This window comes from Pseudoduganella sp. RAF53_2, assembly GCF_052113985.1.
Taxonomy (GTDB): Bacteria; Pseudomonadota; Gammaproteobacteria; order Burkholderiales; family Burkholderiaceae_D; genus Rugamonas.
Window position 1 is genome coordinate 1 of record NZ_JBFRDW010000474.1, and the last position, 4798, is coordinate 4798.

5 protein-coding genes are annotated in these 4798 nt (G+C 61.6%); 3 read left to right on the forward strand and 2 right to left on the reverse strand.

The genetic code is table 11. From position 1 onward, the window contains the following. Both AB4Z11_RS23225 and AB4Z11_RS23230 read right to left on the reverse strand, forming a co-directional pair. Nucleotides 1–745 (reverse strand): sensor domain-containing diguanylate cyclase (locus AB4Z11_RS23225; RefSeq protein WP_442027970.1); only part of this gene is annotated, 745 nt, incomplete at its 3' end. A 145-nt stretch (nt 746–890) separates the two neighbouring features. Then, a complete protein-coding gene (locus AB4Z11_RS23230; protein ID WP_442027972.1) occupies nt 891–1844 on the reverse strand; it encodes an aldo/keto reductase in 954 nt (317 codons plus the stop codon). Between the two features lie 87 nt (nt 1845–1931). Between AB4Z11_RS23230 and AB4Z11_RS23235 the strand changes: the two genes are divergently transcribed. From AB4Z11_RS23235 to AB4Z11_RS23245, 3 genes are all read left to right on the forward strand, one after another. Beyond that, a complete protein-coding gene (locus AB4Z11_RS23235) occupies nt 1932–2810 on the forward strand; it encodes a LysR family transcriptional regulator (protein ID WP_442027974.1) in 879 nt (292 codons plus the stop codon). A 132-nt stretch (nt 2811–2942) separates the two neighbouring features. After that, entirely contained in the window at nt 2943–4169 is a 1227-nt protein-coding gene (locus AB4Z11_RS23240) for an efflux RND transporter periplasmic adaptor subunit (RefSeq protein WP_442027976.1), read from the forward strand. A gap of 3 nt (nt 4170–4172) precedes the next feature. After that, nucleotides 4173–4798: efflux RND transporter permease subunit (locus AB4Z11_RS23245; RefSeq protein WP_442027978.1), on the forward strand; the 626-nt coding region annotated here is incomplete at its 3' end.

The window sequence follows — 4798 nt, forward strand, 5'->3', positions numbered from 1 at the left end:
GGATGACGGCAAATTCATTGGCCGCCACCCGTGCCACGAAGTCCCCCTCGCGGCATTCGGTTTCGATACACGTCAAAATCGCAGCCTCGGTGCCCGGCTCCACTTCATCCATCCGAACCAGGCCGACGACAACGCGGCCGCTGTCCTTTTCCGCTGCCTGCACGCGGCTGCGCAGCTGTTCGAAAAAGTAGGCACGGTTCGCAACGCCAGTGGCTTCATCGACGGTCAGGCGGCGCTGCAGTACATCGTTGCCTTCCAGCGAAGCCTGATGCATCAGCACCGCACACATATTCGCCAGCAGCTGTGCGATTTCCACTTCGTTATTTTCCAGTGCACGCGGTTCGCGCCAAACCAGCTTCATCACCGCGATCGCCTGTCGATCCGCGATCAGCGGCACAATGACCATGGAGCGCAGGCCAACCTTTCGGCAGGCTTCGCGGTTCACGCGTTCGTCGATTTCACTATCGGTGCAGGTGGCCGCCACGCGGTTCAACAAACAGTAGCYGGACAAGCTGTTGGCCACCGGCATACGCAGGCCGAGTTGGGCTTCGGCGCTGCCGGACGCGGAGCGATACACAATTTCGTCGCGCTCCAACAGTTCGACCACCGCGCCATCGGCGCCGGTGAGCCGTGTTGCGACAGCCGAAGCTTCGTCAATCACTGCGCTGAGATTGGTACCAAGGCTGACCAGGCGCACTTGTGCGTCGATGATCTCCAGCAGCGTATCAGGCGATATTTGTCGCATTGACAATGCACTCCGTTCAAGGTCTCAGGGACGATGATAGCAGCGCATAGAAAAAAAGAGCCAGCATTCTGATGCCGGCTCAAAGAGTTGTCATTCGGAGGAGACATGCATGATTGTAGGCACTACTTGTTACACTGTGATGACACTAAGAGTTCAAGCCCTGCATGCCGGCCGCTGGATATCGATCGCCCGCCGCTACGCCTGGTGGCAAAGCCTCGTCGATGCGCTTGAGCTCGTCCGCGCTGAGCGAAATGGCAAGCGCGCCAAGATTCTCCAGCAAATAACGGGTGCGCTTGGTGCCGGGGATCGGCACAATCTCAGGGCCTTGCGCCAGCAGCCAGGCCAGCGCCAACTGGGCGGGCGTGCAGCCCTTTGCCGCCGCCAGTGCCAGCACCGTATCAGCGATGCGCATGTTCGCATCCAGATTTTCGGCAGCGAAGCGCGGGCTCAGTTTGCGGAAGTCGCCGTCGGTCAGCTCGGTATTGCGCTTGATGGCGCCCGTCAGAAAGCCGCGTCCCAGCGGACTGTAGGCATGGAACTGCGCTCCGATCTCGCGCACCGCTTGCAGCACGCCGATCTCGGGATCGCGCGTCCACAAGGAATACTCGCTTTGCAGCGACGCGATCGGATGCAGCTCCGCCGCACGGCGCAGCGTTTGCGCCGACACCTCGCACAAGCCGATTGCGCCGATTTTTCCTTCGCGCTTGAGCTCAGCCAGCGTGCCGATCGTGTCCTCCAGCGGCGTGGCTGCACTCAGGCGGTGCACGTAATACAGGTCGATATGATCGACGTCCAGACGCCGCAAGGATGCTTCGCAGGCGCCGCGAATGTAGGCTGGCGAGTTGTCGATGCGCCGCTCGTAGCGCCCGGGCTCGCGCACAATGCCGAATTTGGTGGCAATCCGCAGCTGACCGTGCTTGCCTTTGATGAAGCGGGCCAGCAGTTCTTCGTTATGGCCGGCGCCATAAGAATCGGCGGTGTCGTAATGCGTAACACCGGCATCGAAAGCGGCTTCCAGCGTCGCCAGCGATTGGGCGTCGTCGGTGGCCCCATAGAATTCCGACATGCCCATGCAGCCCAGTCCCAGTTCACGTTTCATGACAATCTCCTTTCGGTTTTCAATGAAGCGCAGTCTAGCCAGCCGCCCTCCGCGGAGGAATTGCCAAAAACGTGATACCTTTTCGGTATGAGAAAACTCGATACCCGTTCGCTTGAACTCTTTCTCGCAGTCGCCGACTGCCTGAACTTTCGCCAGGCCGCCGAGCGCCTGCACATGACGCAGCCGCCGCTGACGCGCGCCATTCAGAAGCTGGAGTCGCAGCTGGGCGTACAGCTATTCGAGCGCGACACGCAAGGTGTGGCGCTGGCGCCGGCGGGACGCAAGCTGCTACCGCATGCTCGCGAGATTCTTCAGCGGCTTGATAGCGCCGAAGGTGCGGTGGCCGCGCAGCACGGTGCTGGCGGACGCGCAAACGCTGCGCGTGGCGGCACCAGGCCCCCGCTGCGGATCGGATTGACCACCTCCGTCGAAGCCGGCTCCTTCCGTGCAACGCTCGCTGGCCTTGAGCGCGGCGGCCCGCCCAACCTCACGTTTGCGCCATCGCCCCGCCTCGTTGCCAGTCTGCGCGCCGGCCGCCTGGACGCAGCGGTGGTCGCACTGCCGCTACGCACATTTGAACTCAGCGTACGGCCGCTTGGACAGCAAGAACTCATGGCGGCCCTGCCCGCGCGCCATCCTCTGGCGAAAAAGCGCACCGTCTCGCTGGCCGATCTCGCAAGCGAAGCTGTGTACTGGTTCGACCGGCCGCGCCAGCCCGCCTTCTTCGATCATTGCATGACAGTTTTCGAGCGCCACAACTTCCATCCCGCCTTCCTGCGCGAGCCGGACGACCATCACGTGCTGCTGGCCGACATCGCCGCCGGCAAAGGCATCGCTTTGCTGCCGGAATCCTTCGCGGCGCTGAAGCTGCACGGCGTGGTCTATCGCAAGCTGCGCGAAGGCGGCGAACTGGCGCTGACACTCGGCCTGGCGCAGCGCCCCGGCTCACCGCCGCTCTTGCCTTAATTGCACTGCTGAAAGAAATTGATTGACTTCTTGCAGTTATTAATTATACTCGCAACCATTAGAGGGCCTCTGCGGTCCATTTTTAATATCCAGAACTGTGCATATGCACACATAATTTTGAAGGATTCGATCATGACCGACAAGATCCAAAAGACAAGGCTTCGACTGGCCCCACTGGCGGCCGGCCTGGCTGTCGCTGGTGTGCTGGTTGCGGCCCTGAGCGGTTGCAGCGAGGCGAACAGCAAGGACGCGGCTCCCGCAGCATCGCAAGGCACGCCGATTACCGCCGCCGTGGTGCTGGAAAAACAGATCACGGAGACTCAGGAGTTCAGCGGCCGGATGGAATCGATCGAATCCGTACAGATCCGTTCCCGCGTGGCCGGATATATCACCGAGATTCACTTTGAGCCAGGCGCCAAGGTCAAGAAAGGCCAGCTGTTGTATGTGATCGATCCGCGCCCCTTCCAGGCTGAAGCCGACCGCGCGCGTGCTGCCGCCGATGCCGCCCGCGCCCGGGCCGACCTGGCCAAAATTGAGCTGGCCCGAGCCGAGAAGCTGCTGGCCGACAAAGCCATCGCCCAGCGCGAATACGACGAACGCGCCGCCGGTCTGAAGGAACTGGATGCCAACGCACGCGCCGCCCTGGCCCAGTATGAAAACGCCCGCCTCAATCTCGAATACACCCACGTCACTTCGCCGATCGATGGCCGCGTCGCCAAGCAGGAAATCACGCTCGGTAACCTGATCGATCCGAGCGCCGTGCTGACTTCCGTCGTGTCGGACGACAAAATCTACGCCACCTGGGATGGCGACGAATCGACCTACCTGCACGTGGGCGCCGAGGCGCACGCCGGCAAGCCGGTCAAGGTGCGCATCGGCCTGGCGTCTGAAGACGGCTTCCCGCATGAAGGCAAGCTGGAATTCGTGGACAACAAACTCGATACCAAGACCGGCGCAGTGCGCATGCGCGCCGTGTTCGCCAACACCGACAATATCCTGGTGCCGGGCCTGTTCGCCAAAGTGCAGATCGAGGCCGGCAGCGGCGACAGCGCGCGCCACAATGCCTTCCTGATCAACGAGCGCGCCATCGGCACGGACCAGAGCCGCAAGTTCGTCTTCGTGGTCAATGGCGAAGGCAAGGCCGAATACCGCGAAGTGACGCTGGGCCAGACCATCGACGGCCTGCGCATCGTGCGTAGCGGCCTGAAGACCGGCGAAAAAATCGTGGTGAACGGCCTGCAGCGCGTCAAACCGGGCGCCCAGCTGGCGCCGGAACTGGTGGCGATGGATGCCAAGGGCGATCCCGGCGCGAAGAAGGATGACGCCAAGGTCGCCGCCAACGAAACCAAGGTGCGCTAAGCCATGAAGTTCTCACAATTTTTTGTCGACAAGCCGATTTTTGCGGCTGTCCTATCGATCATCGTCTTCGTGGGCGGTTTGATCTCCATCTTCAAACTGCCGATTTCGGAATATCCCAACGTGGTGCCGCCATCCGTGGTGGTGCGCGCCCAGTATCCGGGCGCCGATCCGAAAGTGATCGCAGAAACCGTTGCCGCGCCGCTGGAGGAACAGATCAACGGCGTGGAAGACATGATTTACATGTCGTCCCAGAACACCTCGGATGGTGCGCTGAAGCTGACGGTGACCTTCAAGATCGGCACGAACATCAAGCAGGCTGAAACCGAAGTGCAGAACCGCGTACAGCGCGCCCTGCCCCGCTTGCCCGAAGAAGTACGCCAGCTGGGTGTGACCACGGTGCGTTCCTCGCCCAGCCTGACCATGGTGGTGCACCTGGTTTCGCCTGACAATACTTACGATGATCTGTATCTGCGCAACTACGCAGTGATCAACGTCAAGGACCAGTTGGCCCGCCTGTCCGGCATGGGCGACGTGATCCTGAACGGCTCCGGCGACTACGCCATGCGCGTCTGGCTGGACCCGCAAAAAGTCGCAGCGCGCAATCTGACCGCCACAGACGTGACCAATGC

Coding starts and splice junctions, on each gene's coding strand:
- AB4Z11_RS23240 (WP_442027976.1), top strand. CDS start 2,943: ATGACCGACAAGATCCAAAAGACAAGGCTTCGACTGGCCCCACTGGCG.
- AB4Z11_RS23230 (WP_442027972.1), bottom strand. CDS start 1,844: ATGAAACGTGAACTGGGACTGGGCTGCATGGGCATGTCGGAATTCTAT.
- AB4Z11_RS23235 (WP_442027974.1), top strand. CDS start 1,932: ATGAGAAAACTCGATACCCGTTCGCTTGAACTCTTTCTCGCAGTCGCC.